13 protein-coding genes are annotated in these 14,395 nt (G+C 34.5%); 5 read left to right on the top strand and 8 right to left on the bottom strand.

Annotated features, from left to right (window positions below):
• The first annotated feature begins 36 nt into the window (after positions 1-36).
• Both AC4BB2_RS06010 and AC4BB2_RS06005 read left to right on the top strand, forming a co-directional pair.
• On the top strand, positions 37-663 hold the full coding sequence (locus tag AC4BB2_RS06010) for an MBL fold metallo-hydrolase (RefSeq protein ID WP_490474522.1): 627 nt from the start codon (positions 37-39) through the stop codon (positions 661-663).
• Positions 664-707: 44 nt separating this feature from the next.
• Entirely contained in the window at positions 708-1,409 is a 702-nt protein-coding gene (locus tag AC4BB2_RS06005; protein WP_490474521.1) for a histidine phosphatase family protein, read from the top strand.
• A 73-nt stretch (positions 1,410-1,482) separates the two neighbouring features.
• Here AC4BB2_RS06005 and AC4BB2_RS06000 read toward each other — a convergent pair whose 3' ends face one another.
• From AC4BB2_RS06000 to AC4BB2_RS05980, 5 genes are all read right to left on the bottom strand, one after another.
• Entirely contained in the window at positions 1,483-2,337 is an 855-nt protein-coding gene (locus AC4BB2_RS06000; protein WP_490474520.1) for a MurR/RpiR family transcriptional regulator, read from the bottom strand.
• A gap of 160 nt (positions 2,338-2,497) precedes the next feature.
• Positions 2,498-3,943, bottom strand: coding sequence for a PTS transporter subunit EIIC (locus AC4BB2_RS05995; RefSeq protein WP_490474519.1), 1,446 nt, complete (start codon positions 3,941-3,943; stop codon positions 2,498-2,500).
• A 24-nt stretch (positions 3,944-3,967) separates the two neighbouring features.
• On the bottom strand, positions 3,968-4,855 hold the full coding sequence (murQ, locus tag AC4BB2_RS05990; protein WP_490474518.1) for an N-acetylmuramic acid 6-phosphate etherase: 888 nt from the start codon (positions 4,853-4,855) through the stop codon (positions 3,968-3,970).
• Between the two features lies 1 nt (position 4,856).
• Positions 4,857-5,921, bottom strand: coding sequence for a DUF871 domain-containing protein (locus AC4BB2_RS05985; RefSeq protein ID WP_490474517.1), 1,065 nt, complete (start codon positions 5,919-5,921; stop codon positions 4,857-4,859).
• Positions 5,922-6,087: 166 nt separating this feature from the next.
• Positions 6,088-6,579, bottom strand: a complete 492-nt coding sequence (locus AC4BB2_RS05980) for a PTS sugar transporter subunit IIA (protein WP_490474516.1) — start codon at positions 6,577-6,579, stop codon at positions 6,088-6,090.
• A gap of 179 nt (positions 6,580-6,758) precedes the next feature.
• On the opposite strand from AC4BB2_RS05980, the gene AC4BB2_RS05975 reads away from it, so the two are divergent.
• The 3 genes from AC4BB2_RS05975 to rpsT all read left to right on the top strand — a co-directional run bounded on the left by AC4BB2_RS05975 (position 6,759) and on the right by rpsT (position 10,183).
• Positions 6,759-7,589, top strand: coding sequence for an undecaprenyl-diphosphate phosphatase (locus AC4BB2_RS05975; protein ID WP_490474515.1), 831 nt, complete (start codon positions 6,759-6,761; stop codon positions 7,587-7,589).
• 250 nt (positions 7,590-7,839) lie between these two features.
• Positions 7,840-9,756, top strand: coding sequence for a heavy metal translocating P-type ATPase (locus AC4BB2_RS05970; protein ID WP_490474514.1), 1,917 nt, complete (start codon positions 7,840-7,842; stop codon positions 9,754-9,756).
• 172 nt (positions 9,757-9,928) lie between these two features.
• Entirely contained in the window at positions 9,929-10,183 is a 255-nt protein-coding gene (gene rpsT / locus AC4BB2_RS05965; protein ID WP_490474513.1) for a 30S ribosomal protein S20, read from the top strand.
• A 159-nt stretch (positions 10,184-10,342) separates the two neighbouring features.
• On the opposite strand, the gene holA is transcribed toward rpsT, so the two are convergent.
• The 3 genes from holA to AC4BB2_RS05950 are packed head-to-tail and all read right to left on the bottom strand — an operon-like array spanning position 10,343 to position 14,238.
• The gene (gene holA / locus AC4BB2_RS05960; RefSeq protein WP_490474512.1) at positions 10,343-11,374 is read right to left on the bottom strand and encodes a DNA polymerase III subunit delta; all 1,032 of its coding nucleotides are present in this window, start codon (positions 11,372-11,374) and stop codon (positions 10,343-10,345) included.
• 49 nt (positions 11,375-11,423) lie between these two features.
• Positions 11,424-13,766: a DNA internalization-related competence protein ComEC/Rec2 gene (locus tag AC4BB2_RS05955; RefSeq protein ID WP_490474511.1), complete on the bottom strand. Its 2,343-nt coding sequence runs from the start codon at positions 13,764-13,766 to the stop codon at positions 11,424-11,426.
• The gene (locus tag AC4BB2_RS05950) at positions 13,729-14,238 is read right to left on the bottom strand and encodes a ComE operon protein 2 (RefSeq protein WP_490474510.1); all 510 of its coding nucleotides are present in this window, start codon (positions 14,236-14,238) and stop codon (positions 13,729-13,731) included. Before AC4BB2_RS05950 ends, AC4BB2_RS05955 begins: the two co-directional genes overlap by 38 nt.
• Positions 14,239-14,395: the final 157 nt, after the last annotated feature.

Raw genomic sequence — 14,395 nt, 5'->3', positions numbered from 1 at the left:
TATAAAAGATTCATACTTACTAGGAGGCAACGAACTATGCTGAAAATTGAACGAATACAAACCGGCGTGATTCAAGAAAATTGTTACGTCATCTACAATGAGACAAATCTATTGATTATCGATCCAGGTGCTGAAGCAGAAAAAATTGCTGCTTTAATTGAAAAAACCGGCAAGAAACCTAGCGCTATTTTATTAACACATACACATTATGATCACATTGGAGCAGTGGAAGAACTACGCCACCTCTATAATATTCCTGTATATGTCAGTCCACTTGAACAAGAATGGCTATCAAACCCAACCTTAAACTTATCCGGTTTAGGTCGTCATGATGACATTGCAGATATCATTGTTCAACCTGCAGAAGAAGAATTTAAATTGGCTGACTATGATTTAGGCGGAATCAAATTTTCTGTTGTCCCAACACCAGGACACTCAATCGGTAGTTTGAGTTTTATTTTCGATGATTTTGTTATTACTGGGGATGCGTTATTCAAAGGCAGTATCGGTCGCACTGATTTGCATACAGGTGATATGCAACAGCTCCTTAACAGTATCAATACTCATCTTTTCACATTGCCAGATGAGTTTCCAGCGTATCCTGGGCATGGAGATGCTACAACTATTGAACATGAAAAGAAAACAAATCCATTCTTTAACTAAAATGAAACGTGCTGGATCTGCTTTTAAACTAAGGAGGATATGTTATGAATCAACCAACAACGTTATATATTATTCGTCATGGGAAAACAATGTTTAATACGATTGGTCGAACACAAGGCTGGTCAGATACTCCTTTGACTAAACAAGGGGAAGAAGTTATACATTATTTGGGTCTTGGTCTAAAAGATACGGATTTTAAAGAAGCATACTCTAGTGACAGCGGACGTGCAATGCAGACTGCTCGTATTATTTTACAAGAACATCAACAGGGGGGAACTATTCCTTATAGCACAGATAGCCGTATTCGTGAATGGTGTTTCGGCTCTTTAGATGGAGGTTATGATGGAGAACTTTGGGGCGTCGTTCCTAGAGTTTTGGCCTTTAAGAACTTTGATGATATGATGACAAATCGAATAAGCTATAAAGACCTAGCAGATGCCATTATTGAAGCAGACACTGCCAATTGGGCAGAACCCTATGAAACAATCAAAGAACGTGTCTGGAATGGCTTTGAAGACATAGCAGTGCACCGAGAAAAAAATGGTGGTGGAAATGTGATGATTGTCTCTCATGGATTAACAATTTCATTTTTATTGTCTTTGATTGACAACCGCTTACCGATGCAAATGGGGTTAGAAAACGGCAGTGTGACTAAACTCATTTATGAAAATGGCACGTTTACAATCGATAAAGTCAATGATACTCAATATATCAATACCGGACGTAATCTCTTATTATCTAACTAAATAAAATAAGGTACAAAGGAAAATCTTCTCGTTTCCTCTTGTACCTTATTTTATTTGAATAAACTGTCAAGATTTAATTGCTTTTTTTAACGATCTCAACGGCTCCTTTTGAATGTTGGATCTTTTCTAATGTCACATCATAGTTTTTTGCTGCATAGGCAAAGAATAAAACATCCACCAGATACAGTTGTGCCGTTAAAGAAACAGTTGCAGCACTTCTTAAAGGCGCTTCTTCTCCTTCTGCGGTTAACAACAAAATCGAACTTTTTTCTGCCAACTTTGCATTGGGATTTGTTGTTAGTGCAATAACAGGCAACCCTTTTTCTATAGCAAGATCAGCTAGCGCATTTGTTTCTTGGTTTGTTCCAGAATTTGAAATACCAATGAAAATCCCTTTTAACCGGTTTGTTCCAATCGCAGTAGCAAATAAGTGATGATCCATCGTAAAAAAAACACTTAGTCCAATTCGAGTAAATTTTTGATAAATATCCTGTGCAACTAGTGAAGAAGCACCCAATCCATAAACAAAGATAATTTCCGCCGCTTCCACTGCCTTCACAGATTGATCAATCGCTTCATCATCCAAATAATCACGGGTTCTTTCCAATACATGAACCAAACGATGTTGGAGCTTTTCTTTTATCACTGATGTCTTTTCGCCATTTTCGACTTCAGTATACATTTTTGTATCTACAGTACCTAGATTTGCTGAAATCAATAATTTTAGTTCAGTAAAACCATTTACTTCGATTGATCGACACAGACGAATAATAGCAGCTGGACTTGAGCCTGCTTTTTTAGCAAGATCTTGGGCGCTTAGATTAATAACTTCCCCTGTATTTTCTAAAATATATTCTGCCACTTTTTGTTCAGATCCCGGCAAATGCTTAAGATGGTCTTGAATCGTCAAGATAATATTTTGCGGCATTACTACACATCCTTTTTCCCATTTAGGTCAAGCTTCTTCTATTTAACTATAAAAAGAGAGTCAATTCCTTCATAAATTTATTATAGCTAAAATGAAATAGAAAAGAAATGCATCCGCTAATATAGAGTAAAAAGTTATACCATTTTCTATAATTATCTTCTTATTTTTCTTGTAAATCTTTTGGAATACCAAAGAAAAATGTAGCAATAAAACCTCCAGCATAAGCGCTTAGTAACCCTAAAACATAAGCTAACCATTGGTTATTAGCAATTAATGGTATTAACGCCACACCACTTGGTCCAATTGCAATCGAACCAATATTACCAAATGCTCCAATTACAGCTCCACCAACACCTCCACCGATACAAGCCGTAACGAATGGGCGACCTAAAGGTAAAGTCACACCATAAATCAACGGTTCACCAATCCCTAAAATCCCTACAGGTAGTGCGCCTTTGATCATTTCAACAAGTTTTGCATCTTTTTTACAGCGAATCCACAATGCTAAAGCAGCACCCACTTGCCCAGCACCAGCCATTGCAAGAATAGGTAATAATAATGTCATTCCTGTCTGATTGATCATTTCAATATGAATCGGTGTTAATATTTGATGTAGTCCAAACATAACCATTGGCAAGAATGTAGCACCTAAAGTAAAACCAGCTAAAATACCTCCTTTTTCCAACACAACGTTGATTACACCGACAAGACTATTAGATATAAAACCAGCAACTGGCATAATAAGAAAAATAGTGATCAAACCAATCGTTAACAAAGAAATCGTTGGCGTAAATATGATGTCGATAGAATCTGGAATCACTTTATGCAATTGTTTTTCTAGTAAAGAAAGTAGCCAAACTGCAAATATAACACCAATAATCCCGCCTTGACCAGCTGATAAAGTACCGCCAGTCAAAAGATTTGGCAATGGCGCTTCAGGATTCATACCTGTCAACATCGTTACTGCTCCAATTACTCCCCCAAGCGCTGGTGTTGCACCAAATTCGCTAGCACTATTTATCCCAGTGTATAGAGCTAAATATGCAAAAATCCCATTTTTTATGATATTTAAAATATCTATATATTGTTGCCAGGAATCACCAATCGTTCCCGCAACTAACAAGTTGGACATTACTGCTGCAATACCGCCAATGATTCCCGCTCCAACAAAAGCTGGAATCAATGGAACGAAAATATTAGAAATCGCTTTCAAAACAAGTTTAAATCCAGAGTTACTTTTATTCTTTTCTTTTTGTGCAGCTTTTACTTGAGCAGCTTTTTCTTCAACTAATTGTTTGCCGGTTTGTTCTATTTTGTTTTCTTTCTGACTTGGAAATGGCTCCCCTAACTTTACGCCAACGATATCAACCATTTCTTGTGCCACTTTATTCACAGTTCCAGGGCCAATTACGACTTGTAGCGTATCATCTTCAACGACTCCCATTACACCATCAATATTTTTTAATCCTTCTAAATCAACTTTGCTGTAATCAAGGACATCCATACGAACTCGTGTCATACAATGACGTAGTTTTAGTACGTTTTCCTGACCACCTACTTCCTTATAAATTTCCCTAGCTAAACGTTTGATTTTATCTTCTGCCATGATTCTTTCTCCTTCCAAATACGTTTAAAGTGTATTTTTTATAAATTGATTTCCTTGAGATAATTTTTCTGCCGCTTCTTTTTTTGATGTATTTGTTAGTAACATTACAATTGCTAATTTCACATTTTTGTCTGCTTTCGTAAAATAGGTTGTTGCCGTTTCGTAGTCACAACCCGTTGCTTCCATAATAATTCGTTTTGAACGTTCAATTAGCTTTTCGTTAGTTGGTTTTACATCCACCATCAAGTTTTTATATACCTTGCCAATTCCGATCATTGAAATAGTCGATAGCATATTTAAAATTAGTTTTTGTGCCGTTCCAGATTTCAAGCGCGTTGAGCCAGTTAAAAATTCTGGTCCTGCATCTACTTCAATCGGCCATTGTGCAAATTGGCTGATCTCAGCTTCTTTATTACAAGAAATTGAGGCAGTAATGGCACCTACTGAATCAGCGTACATCAAACCACCGATTACGTAGGGAGTACGTCCACTTGCGGCAATTCCGATCACAGTATCTTTGCTGGTTAGTGTCAAATCTATTAAGTCTTGTTTCCCTAGCTCTTTAGAATCTTCTGCACCTTCAACCGCTACAGTCATGGCTTTTTGCCCACCCGCAATCAAACCTTGTACCATTTGGGGCATAACACCAAATGTAGGGACACACTCTGCAGCATCTAACACACCTAAGCGTCCACTGGTTCCAGCTCCTATATAAATCAATCGTCCACCATTATTAAAAGAATTTATGATTGATTTTATAACGGGTTCTATTTGCGGAAGTGCTTCTTTTACGGCTAAAGCAACTTTTTGATCTTCTTGATTCATTTTATCTAAGGCTTCTTTTATAGTTAGTTCATCTAAATTCATAGTTTCCTGATTTCTACGTTCTGTGGTTAATTTCTCTAAATTCATTCTACAACGTTCCCTTCTCCATCAAATTAAAGGCTCTACCAGCTGTTATTAATTGCAATAAAGAGCAATCTTCTGGCACAACTCGTGCTGCAACATTGACTTTTTCATTTTCTGGCAAATCAATTTTTGTTAATTGAATTTCCCCCATATATCTTCCATAGTGACTATTATCAATCGTCACACTTCCTATTTTTCGTTCTAATAACGCTTCTTGTTCAATCATTTCAATTTTTCCAAAGCGTGCTTTTGCACTGCGGATCACATCTCTTGCTTCATCCTGACGATTGGTATGCTCCCCCAAAATTAATGGGTAATAGCGACTGCCAATATCTTCTACTTCCAACTGCATAACATCATAATTAATGTATTGTTCAAATTGACGCTGTGTTCGTCTGGTAATCATTGAATCTCCAAGATAAACACCATCGATTTGATAACTTTCTTTCAAGTCAATTGCCGCTGAAAAAGGATTGTTATAGCGATGTTTCTCAAGTGTTGGTAATCCTTCATGAAGAGGTTCACGAAGTTGCTTGTTTCCTTGTACAAAAGCAACCACCTTAAAACCTGATTGTTTTAACCACTCATTTTTTTCTTTAAAAAACTGGCTAGACAAGCCTGTTTCTGGTCTTGGATAGTAATTATGCCATGCTTCAATGCTCGCAAAATTAGCACTAAAAGATTTTAATTCCTCTATGTCATCTTTAGTAATCGTACTAGCATTCAGAGCAATATCTAGATACTGAGAGGATTTTGCAATGACTTGGGTTGAGATGGCGTAATCAATGCGTAATCCAGTTACTCCTAAATCTATAATTTCGTCTAACCTTTCAAAAGAAAATCCAGCTCGCTTCAAAGCAACTCCTGAAATATCAACCATTAATTTCATCTTAGCTTTTTTGGCTATTTTGCCAAGTTCACTCAGTCGTTGTGCGTAAAGTTCAGCATTCTCTTCTGGAATATGTAAGGAGGTAAAAATCCCCTTAAATCCAATTCGGTTCATTTCTTGAATATATCCCTTAAGTTCATCCGTTATTTCATCGCCTAGAAAAATCGAAATACCATACATTTTTTTGCCTCCCTTCTAATGCGCTTTCATTATATATTATTTAAAATTTAATTTCAACATTTATAACAAAAACGACTTTTGATTTGGAATTTAATTTCATTCAAAACTAATATAAAAAGAGCAGAAAACTTTTCTCCGTTTTCAACTCTTTTTAATGATTAGTTGATTATACTCTAGCGTAACCAACTTCGTCTTCTACATGGATTTGTCCTGTTTTAATCAAATCGAAGCTCTTTACGGCATCCATATTGGTAATCACCACAACTATATCAGTAGCTTTTCCAGCAGAAATAATTGATTCTAAATCAACCTTAGCCACCAATGTTCCACTTGACACTTTGCTGCCTTCACGAACTTTTATATCAAATGGCTCTCCGTCTAATTCTACAGTATCTATCCCCATATGAAGTAAAATTTCTAGTCCATTCCCCATCTTCATACCGACTGCATGCTTTGTTTGAAAAACACTAAGAACTTCCCCTTCGATCGGTGAATAAATTTCGCCGGTTTCAGGAATAATTGCAAAGCCATCCCCCATCATCTTTTGCGAAAAAACAGGATCGTTGACGTCACTAACTGGAATCAAAGTCCCTGTGGCAACTGCATATAAAGTTTCATTTAATTGAACTGGTTCTTTCTTTTTCAAAAATCCAAACATTTACTTTATCCTCCAATTTTCATGAATAGTAATAGTATAGAAAATTCTCAGAATAATTACAACAATCAATATAGTAGATTCCAATTTTTTTAATGCTAGTGAAAAGTTAGTTGGATTTTCTGCTACTAAAAGGTATACTATTAATGATTTATTATTTTATTCTAGAAAGGATTGAACCTATGCTTTTATCAAATTTATGGAAAGCAATTATTTTAGGAATTATCGAAGGTGTAACAGAATGGCTTCCTATTAGTAGTACTGGGCATCTAATCTTAGTCGATGAATTTATTAAAATGAACCTCAGTAAAGATTTCATGGAGATGTTCAATGTGGTGATTCAGCTAGGTGCGATCATGGCTGTTGTCTTTCTTTATTTTCATAAACTGAACCCCTTTTCTCCTCAAAAAAGTGAAATAGAGAAAAAAGACACTTGGGTTCTCTGGTCAAAAGTGATTGTCGCTTGTGCACCTGCTGCAATCATTGGAATCCCACTAGACGACTGGTTGGAAGCAAAATTCCATAATTTCTTTACCGTTGCTTTAATGTTGATAGTTTACGGGGTTGCCTTTGTGGTAATTGAAAAAAGAAATCGAACACGCAAACCAAAGTGTACAGACTTAAATCAATTTACCTATAAAGCAGCAGCAATTGTCGGCTTTTTCCAAGTTTTATCGTTGATTCCAGGTACCTCTCGTTCAGGAGCTACAATCCTTGGAGCCATTATTATTGGAGCCTCACGATTTGTTGCAACTGAGTTTTCATTCTTCCTTGGAATCCCTGTCATGTTTGGCGCAAGTTTCTTAAAAATTGTGAAGTTTATGTTAAAAGGAAATTCATTTGGGTTTACAGAGATATTTATTTTGTTGACTGGCTCTATCGTGGCTTTTGTTGTTTCAGTCATCGTTATCAAATTCTTACTAAACTACTTAAAACGAAACGATTTCACCGCTTTTGGATGGTATCGAATTATATTAGGTGTACTGCTTATCAGTTATTGGCTATTTTCATAAGAACACTAGAACCGATTCGATCGGTTCTTTTTTTATTTATTCTGATAATTACTAGTAAACACTATAAAAAGATTTAATTTCAATGATAATGATTATCACTATTAATTAGAATTAATCTATTTTAGTCACTCGAACAAACCTTTATAATTAAACATTAATTCTAATTGATAACCACTATCATTCTCATTTAGGTATTTCTATTATCAATTAGAATTTATATGTGTTATCCTTTTTATAAGGAGTGATACATATGAGACTTTCAAAAGAAAAAAAAGCAATTTTATCTACTATTGTATGTTTAGTATTTATAATAATTGGATTTATACTAGAAAAATCCGGTTCAGTTTTTTATCCCATCAGTTTTATTTCGGCTATTTTTTTTGGTGGATTTAAACAAACAAAAGAAGGTGTGCTTGAAACTGTTGAAAATCGACATTTAAATGTCGATTTACTGATGGCTTTGGCTGCAATTGGTGCTTGTATCATAGGTAATTGGTTTGAAGGTGCTATGTTGACCTTTATTTTCTGTCTTAGTGGTGCATTGGAAGAATATACAACAAACAAAAGCAAAAAAGAAATTGCTAGTTTAATGAATATGCAGCCTGAAACAGCACTTTTGCTGAATGATCAAGGAAAAACGACAGAAACTGCTGTCAATGAATTACAGATTGGCGATTTACTACTAGTTCCTAAAGGCGCCAGTATACCGATTGATGGTACATTAATAAACAACGCTTCAACTATTGATGAAGCAGCTATTACAGGTGAATCTGTTCCAGTTGAAAAAATAAAAAATGATCTTTTATTTGGAGGAACAATCAATTTGGGTGAAGCAATTACAATGACAGTCACTAAAAATAGTGAGGATACTCTGTTTGCTAAGATCATCCGACTGGTAGATGAAGCACAAAATACCCCTTCACAAACAGCAAGTTTTATTGATAAACTAGAAAATATTTATGTAAAAGTTGTATTGCTTGCTATCCCATTGATGATTTTGATTCCGTATTTATTTTTAGGTTGGTCATGGAGTGAAAGTTTTTACAGAGGAATGGTTTTATTAGTCGTAGCTTCTCCCTGTGCTTTGGTAGCTTCTGCTACACCTGCAACGTTAGCAGCAATATCTAATGGAGCAAGAAACGGCGTATTATTTAAAGGCGGTGTATATTTAGAAAATTTAGCTTCATTAAAAGCAATCTCCTTTGATAAAACTGGCACCTTGACTCGTGGCGTTCCTATCGTTACTGATGCTTTATTTCTAGCAAACGAGCAAGAGGCCTTAAATATCCTTGTAGCAATGGAAAGACAATCCACTCATCCCTTAGCTCAAGCAATTGTTAGCCGATTTGATGATGAAACTACCCAAGGCTATGAACAAATAGCGGTCAAAAATATTATTGGTTTTGGTATTGAGGCAACTGTCTCCTCTACTACTTGGCGTATTGGAAAAAGTACGTTCAACGACCAAACCTCAGTAGATAAAACCTTGTTAAGAAAAATAGATGAACTACAACAAAATGGAAAAACAGTGATTTGTTTATTCAAGAACCAAGAAATCGTTGCTTATTTTGGATTATTAGATGTTCCTAAACTTGAAGCAAAGAAAACGATCCGCTACTTTAAAGAAGCTGGTATTCATACAACTATGATTACTGGAGACCATGAAAAAACAGCCTCTGCTGTAGCCGATGAACTTGAGATTGATGAAGTTTATGCAAATTGTTTACCAGAGGACAAAACAATCTTAATCAAAAAACAAAAAGAAAAATATGGCGTAAACGCAATGGTTGGTGATGGTATCAATGATGCTCCTGCCCTAGCAAACGCTGCTATCGGTATAGCTATGGGAGAAGGTACAGACATTGCTATGGATATCGCCGATATGGTTTTGATGCAAAATGACTTAGCGAAACTACAAATGAGCCACTTACTTTCAAAAAAATTGAAACGAATTGTTACTCAGAACATTGTCCTTTCTGCTGGAGTCATTATAATGCTGATCCTATCTAATTTTTTCCAAGTTATTAATTTACCATTAGGAGTGATTGGACATGAAGGCAGTACGATTTTAGTTATTTTAAATGGCTTGAGAATGTTGCAAACAATTCCTATTGACAAATTTTCTCCTGAAAAAAAATATCCTTCAAAAACAGCAGAACCCGTTTGATTATTCTTAAATAAAAATTCATTTTTACATGATGAAATCAATAATTTTACTGTTAAGGAAAAAAACTTGTCATCTTTTATTGCAATGCCTGTTGGGATTAGGTATAATGATTAGTGTTGAATTACATATGGATTTTCCTGTGTAAGACCTTAATTTATCGGAGGTGAAAGAAATGCCAAATATTGAATCTGCAATCAAACGTGTACGTACTAACGCTAATAAGAATGCTCAAAATTCATCTCAAAAAAATGCTATGCGTACAGCTATCAAGAAATTTGAAGATGCTGTAGCTGCCGGCGCTGACAATGTTGATGCGTTATATACAGAAGCTGCAAGAGCTGTTGATATGGCTGAAACAAAAGGATTAATCCATAAAAACAAAGCAAGCCGTGACAAATCACGTCTAAGCAAAAAATTAGCTAAATAATGATTTTTAGAAGTTAACATTCGTGTTAGCTTCTTTTTATACTATAAAAATAAGGAATGAAAAACATAAAGGTTTTTCATTCCTTACTCTTCTCTCTATAGTAAAAAAGCTCTTTCTTATTTCTAGTTCTGGAGTTCAAGTCCTTTCCAATCAATTTGTTTAACTCATAACTTGACCAGATAATTTCAGAATGAATAGTTCGAAAAGCAATTCTTTATCCATCCTACCTGTTTTCATTTGAAAATCATTCTCCACCAATTCATCGTAAATTGCTTCTAATCGATCAAGCTCAAATCTTCTCACTTGTTGTAAGGCTAGTTTCACACGATATGGATGAATCTTTAATGTTTCAGCAATATTTGCTTGCTGATAACCTAGTTTTGCTAAAATTTTTGTTTGTAAAAAGAGACGAATTTGATTTAATAAAATCGCATTTAATTTGATTGTTTCTTCTCCTTGAAGCAATAAATCCTCGTATAATTGTATTGCTTTTTCCCCATGACCAGATAAAACATCATTTGTCAGGTCAAACACGTTATGTTCTAAGGATTTAGGTACTAGTTCTTTGACACTATTTAATGAAATTACTTTGCTATCAGAAGCATATAAAAATAATTTCTGTAATTCGCCCATAACTTTGGATAAGTTCAAATCAGTCAACTGCAATAATAAATCAAAGGCTTCTGGTCGAATTTCATATCCTTCACCTTGAATCGTTTGTTCTACGTACTGCCTTACTTCCCGTTCTCCCATTGGATTGACATCAATGATTTCAGCCAGTTTTTTTATAGCTTTGGTCACCTTTTTTCGTTCATCTAACTTATCAACATTTGCAACAAATACTAAAATCGTTGTTGGTGATGGCTGTTCTATATATTTAAGTAAACTATCAATATCATGATCAAGTCCATTCGTTTTTTTCTCAGCGGTTAAAAAATAAGGATTTTCAATAAAAACCAACCGATAATCACCAAAAAATGGAATTGTTTCAGCTTCTTCCATTGCAACAGATAAAGGGATTTCTTCCATGTCAAATGAAGAGTAGTTAAATTGATCATCTTCTGTCTTGATTAACTGACCCATTAATTCTGTTTTAAATAACTCGCTTAAATACCCTTCTGTTCCTTGAATTAAATAAACGGAAGCAAACTGTTGTTGTCTTACTTGTTTCAACGCCTCTTGTAAATTCATAATTCCCCTCATTTCTCTTTTACATCCTATCATGTCGCTTTAAGAAATGCTAGTCTTCTCCCATGATTGTTTGGGCTGATGACATTTTTGAAAATGGTGTCCATTCATAATAAATCATCCCATTTTTATCAGTTCGATAAATCTTTACATTATTATTATTTAATGCCGCAACCGGCTCTTCATGGGGATGCTTGAATCTGTTGTTTCGACCACATGAAATAATTCCATCAGTCAGATGCATTCTTTCAATAAACAAAGGATCTGATGAAGTTTTACTACCATGATGACCTACTTTTAATACATCCGCTTTTAGTGATGAAAACTGTTTTAATAATTGTTGCTCCCCTTCTTTTTCTAAATCACCTGTAAATAAAAAACGTCTACCAGCAATTTTTGTATAGACTACCATCGAATCTTTATTTTCCCCTGTTCCTGAAACATTAGGAGCAAGAATTTTAATGGGAATTACTTGACTGATAGAGGCCCCAGCTAAAATTGGATAACATTTTGTTCCTGTCTTTTTTAAGCGATCGATCATCTGACGAAAAGCAAATTTATTTTCTGTTCCAATTGGGAAGTAAAGTGAGCGGATTGGGATTTTATCATTGATCGTTACTAAATCACCACAATGATCAATATCACCATGACTAATCAACACCTTATCTAGGTGTTTGACGCCTTTACTTTTCAAATAAGGAATCACTGAATATTCTGCGTTCGTTGTTTTTTTTATTTTAACTGTCCATTTATCTCTTTGAAAATCAATTTTCCCACCTGTATCAATCAAGATATTCTCCTGATGAAAAGGTGCTTGAATAAAGATGCTATCACCTTGTCCTACATCAATAAAAGCAACAGATCCGTTGAAGGAAAAAAACTTATTGTACATCATTAGAAAAAGGCAAACACCTATTAAATAAGATTTTTTTGATTGAATAGACATTGTATGAAGCAATAAAAAAAGAAGCAAACAAATCAAAATAAAAAGTAACGGAGAAAAAGCACCAGTAACTATTGTAAATGTGCTGTAACGACTTAGCCACTCAAAAACTGTTTGTTGCATCACGAAATAGATTTCCAATCCATCAATTAAAAGGTTGAACTTGAATAAAAATGATCCTAAAAAACTAATCGTTAGTACTGGCAAAATAATTCGCTCAAAAATAGGTAATAACAAAAACGTAAACAAACTACTTGAGAGTTGCCATTCAAAAAAAGAAAGTCCCACTAAAGGAATCATCGTAACATTCAGTAAAAGAGAGAAACAATACATTTTTATGTATCTATTTTTAATTCGTTCTACAATAGGATGAACATATAAAATGAAAAAAGATAATCCATAACTTAATTGGCCACCAACTGAAAATAACATGTACGGCTGAAAAACAAGCCCAACAAATAGCGATAAGCTCCAACAATCTAAACCAGATAAAGACCATTTAAACTCACGATTGCCAAGAGAGAACATACTCTGCATCAATGCTCGAACAACACTAACTGAAAATCCGGTTAATCCTGCATAAACAAAGGAAAAAAGTAACTGCATCCAAAATAATCGTTCGACAGTAATACCACATCTCAGGAACAAATATCTAAAACTTCCTATGAAAAAGGTTACATGCATTCCAGATAAACTAAACAAATGCAAAATACCTAGATTGGCTAACATACCCTCTTTTTGAGAAAACTCACTTGATTTAAAACCAAAAATCAATGTTTTAAGATGTATTGCGGTTTCTTCCAAAAATGTATCTGAACAATAATCAATTGCTTTTTTTCTGATGATGCTTAACCAAGCTAAGATTTCATAAAATTTAGGCCTTTCAGTTTTAATTATACGTATATCGCTAATTGTGAACGTTTGATATATACCTTTTTCTTTCAAGTGTTTTTGGTAATCGAAACCATTAAGATTAGTTTGGCTAATGGGTGTCTCAAATATACCTGAAAGAGTAATCTTTGTAACTTGATTTTCATTTTGCCATCTTAGTTTTTCTTCCTCAGAAGTAAAACGATAAAAAGCTATTGTTCTGCGCTCTTCTTTTTTATACGTAGAAAAATTTCCCTCCAACTGAAGTTGATCACCATCAATTTTAAACTTATCCGGTAATACCGACAATTGTCCTTTGGTTTCTATTGTTTCTGAGAACTTTGGTTGTTTTTCTTTAATTATAGTGATATAACATGAAATAATTATCAAAAACATCCCTAAAAAACTGATACTAACGAGCAGCTTATTTCTTGTGGAAAGAACTCGACTAATAAGATAAAACCAAACTATTCCTGTTAGTAAGCTTGGTTTTAAAAATAAAAAAACCGTTCCTATAGTTAATAAAACTGGAAAAATCCAGTAATTATTGATCTGTTTGAGGTGCTTCGTCCATTGAAGCAATCTCTTCTTCCCCTAATTGTAATTCAGCAAAATATTTTTTTGATAAGGTTACTTGATCTACTGTTGCGCCAACTTGCTGGATCAAATCCATCGCATATTCGTTATTTCGATAATCTTTTAAATAATGAATTTTCTTAATTCCAGCCTGCAAAATCATTTTGGTACATTGTAAACAAGGGAAATGAGTCACATAAATTTCAGCTCCATCTGTAGGAATACCAAATTTTGCGCATTGTAAAATTGCATTCATCTCAGCATGGATCGTTCGAACACAGTGGTCATCAACAACATAGCAGCCATCATCAATGCAATGGACATCTCCACTGACTGACCCGTTATACCCGCCTGCAATGATTCGCTTATCTCTGACAACTGTTGCGCCAACCTCTAATCTCGTACACGTACTTCTTAAAGATAACAGTACACTTTGCGCCATAAAATATTGATCCCAAGGAATTCGTTCTAGTGTCATTTTTTTCTCCTTTTTAATATTTATTTTTTTAAACTATTTTTGCTGATTTTCAATTTTATAGTAGGATATACAAATAGTAAATTATAGAAAAAGTCTCGTCAAGAACCTGCACAAGATATTTGTAAAAATTGTTAATTTCTGCCTCTTATTATCAAAA

It is taken from the genome of Enterococcus sp. AAFC-DPL-5146 (assembly GCF_058216635.1).
This window is presented reverse-complemented; position numbering and strand designations above follow the sequence as displayed.

Bases quoted from the DNA above. Each gene is read 5' to 3' on its own strand.
- AC4BB2_RS06010 (WP_490474522.1), top strand. From the start codon at position 37: ATGCTGAAAATTGAACGAATACAAACCGGCGTGATTCAAGAAAATTGT.
- holA (WP_490474512.1), bottom strand. From the start codon at position 11,374: ATGAATTTACAAGAGGCGTTGAAACAAGTAAGACAACAACAGTTTGCT.
- AC4BB2_RS05980 (WP_490474516.1), bottom strand. From the start codon at position 6,579: ATGTTTGGATTTTTGAAAAAGAAAGAACCAGTTCAATTAAATGAAACT.
- rpsT (WP_490474513.1), top strand. From the start codon at position 9,929: ATGCCAAATATTGAATCTGCAATCAAACGTGTACGTACTAACGCTAAT.
- murQ (WP_490474518.1), bottom strand. From the start codon at position 4,855: ATGAATTTAGAGAAATTAACCACAGAACGTAGAAATCAGGAAACTATG.
- AC4BB2_RS05995 (WP_490474519.1), bottom strand. From the start codon at position 3,943: ATGGCAGAAGATAAAATCAAACGTTTAGCTAGGGAAATTTATAAGGAA.
- AC4BB2_RS05985 (WP_490474517.1), bottom strand. From the start codon at position 5,921: ATGTATGGTATTTCGATTTTTCTAGGCGATGAAATAACGGATGAACTT.
- AC4BB2_RS05950 (WP_490474510.1), bottom strand. From the start codon at position 14,238: ATGACACTAGAACGAATTCCTTGGGATCAATATTTTATGGCGCAAAGT.
- AC4BB2_RS05970 (WP_490474514.1), top strand. From the start codon at position 7,840: ATGAGACTTTCAAAAGAAAAAAAAGCAATTTTATCTACTATTGTATGT.
- AC4BB2_RS06005 (WP_490474521.1), top strand. From the start codon at position 708: ATGAATCAACCAACAACGTTATATATTATTCGTCATGGGAAAACAATG.
- AC4BB2_RS05975 (WP_490474515.1), top strand. From the start codon at position 6,759: ATGCTTTTATCAAATTTATGGAAAGCAATTATTTTAGGAATTATCGAA.
- AC4BB2_RS06000 (WP_490474520.1), bottom strand. From the start codon at position 2,337: ATGCCGCAAAATATTATCTTGACGATTCAAGACCATCTTAAGCATTTG.